This is a genomic window from Thiomonas sp. FB-6, from assembly GCF_000377645.1.
Taxonomy (GTDB): domain Bacteria; phylum Pseudomonadota; class Gammaproteobacteria; order Burkholderiales; family Burkholderiaceae_C; genus Thiomonas_A.
On record NZ_KB898539.1, the window covers coordinates 1 to 2,090 of the forward strand.

A 2,090-nucleotide genomic window follows, 5' to 3' on the forward strand; every position below is an offset into this window, starting at 1 on the left:
GGCGATCCTGCCTGCCTTGCCCTGGGCCTTCTCCTGCTCCAGCGCATTGACCAGGTCGACCGTCGAGTAAAAGCGCACGCGCTTGCCATGGCGCGTGATCGCGGCGACGCCGATCGCGGTGGCCAGGTGCGTCTTCCCGGTGCCTGGTCCGCCGACCAGGACGGCGTTGTGCGCGACGTCCATGAACGTGGCCTCGGCCAGCGTCGTCACCAGCTTGCGATCGACCGGCGAGACGCTGAAGTCGAAGCCGGCCAGGTCGCGGTGCATGGGGAACTTCGCCGAGTGCATCTGCCAGTTCACCGAGCGCATGGCGCGGTCCGTAATCTCGGCTTGGAGCAGGTGTTCCAGCAGCCATCGTGCGCCGTCAGCGCCGCTGCTGGAGCCTTGCTCCGCGAGGTCGATCCACGCGCCGGCCATGCCGTGCAGACGCAGTTGCTTGAGTTCGATGCCGAGGTCACGCATGGTCGACCCCCTCGTCAGCGGTGCGCAACCGGTCGTAGCGTGCTGTGTCAGCGATGGGCGGCGTGCTCACCTGCAAGGTCGTTGCCGCGCTCTGCGGTAGCGGTACGGCGCTCAGCCGCCCCAGCACGTTGATGACGTGCTCCACACTGACGCGGCCCGAGGGCGGCGCATTCTCCAACGCCAACTCGGCGGCGACCAGGACGGCGTCGAGTCCGGCGCTCGGCACGATGGCAAGCACTTGCGCCATGATGCGATCGCCCCCGGTATCGCGCAGCAGCGATCGGCGTAGGCGCTGCAGCGGCTCGGGCATGTCGGCGAACGGCGCCCCGTTGCGCAGCGCGCCAGGCTTTCTCTGCACCAGCGGGACGTAGTGCTGCCAGTCATAACGCGTCTCGCCGGCATTGCTCAAGCGGGCGTGATGAGCGACCTCCTTGTCGTCGGCAACGACCACAACCTGGCTCGGATACAACCGGGTGCTCACCATCTGCCCAGCGAACTCGCTGGGCACCGAGTAGCGGTTGCGGGCCACCGAGACCAGGCAGGTGCTCGACACGCGCGCCGGCTTCTCCACGTAGCCGTCGAAGGGCACCGTGGCCGGCAACAGGTGCGGCCGCTCGAGCTCAAGCATCTCGGCCAACGTGAACTGGGCGTGCTCGGGATGCCGAACCTCATCCCACAACTCCCTGCATCGATCGGCGAGCCAGGCGTTGAGCTCGGCGAAGCTGCCGAAGCGCCGCTTGGTCGCCTCGATCCAGATCCGCCGCCGACTGTCCTGCACATTCTTCTCGACGACTCCCTTCTCCCATCCCGCGGCCACGTTGCAGAAGTCCGGGTCGTACAGGTAGTGCGCGCACATCACCGCGAAGCGCGCGTTCACTGTGCGACCCTTGCCCTTGCGCACGCGGTCCACCGCGGTCTTCATGTTGTCGTAGATGCCGCGGCGCGTTACGCCGCCCAGCGCGGTGAAGCAGCGGTTGTGCGCGTCGAACAGCATCTCGTGGCCCTGGCTCGGGTACGCCACCAGCCAGAACGCGCGGCTTGCGCACAGCTTCATGTGCGCCACCTGGACGCGGTAGTAGATGCCGCCGACCACCAGGCCCTCTTCGCTCCAGTCGAACTGGAAGGCCTCGCCCAGCTCGAACGCCAGCGGCACGAACGCCTTCGCGCTGGCGGCTTGCCCTTCGCCCTCGCGCCACGCGCGGATGAAGTCGGTCAAGCGACTGTACCCGCCGTCGTAGCCCGCTGCCTTGATCTCGGCGAACAACGCCTTGGCCGTGCGCCGCTCCTTGCGCGGCCGCCGTGCATCGGCCTTCAGTGCCTGCGTGATGGCGTCGTGGAAGGGCGTGAGCTTGCTCGCCTGTTCCCCTCGAACGTACTTCGGCACCTTGGGCGTTTCGCCCTTGAGCCACTTGCTCACCGTATTGCGCGCCAACCCCGTCTTGCGGGCGATCTCGCGCTCACTGAGCTTGTCCCGACGGTGCAGGCGCCGGATCTTGCCGATCATGTCCATGGTGATCATTCCTGTCGTCCCCGCCGCACAAAAAAACAGCAGGGTAGGTCGAACACCTGGCCCAGTTTTCGGTCGGCACAACCCTCATACGTGGCTCAAATTTCGGTCGGCGCCAACA

Annotated in this window: 2 protein-coding genes; both read right to left on the bottom strand. The window is 66.8% G+C overall.

All coding sequences use genetic code 11. From position 1 onward, the window contains the following. A partial coding sequence (locus D466_RS0119905; RefSeq protein ID WP_018915430.1) for an ATP-binding protein occupies positions 1-462 on the bottom strand: 462 nt, incomplete at its 3' end. After that, a complete protein-coding gene (gene istA / locus D466_RS0119910) occupies positions 455-1,972 on the bottom strand; it encodes an IS21 family transposase (RefSeq protein WP_018915431.1) in 1,518 nt (505 codons plus the stop codon). The genes istA and D466_RS0119905, both read right to left, overlap by 8 nt. Positions 1,973-2,090: the final 118 nt, after the last annotated feature.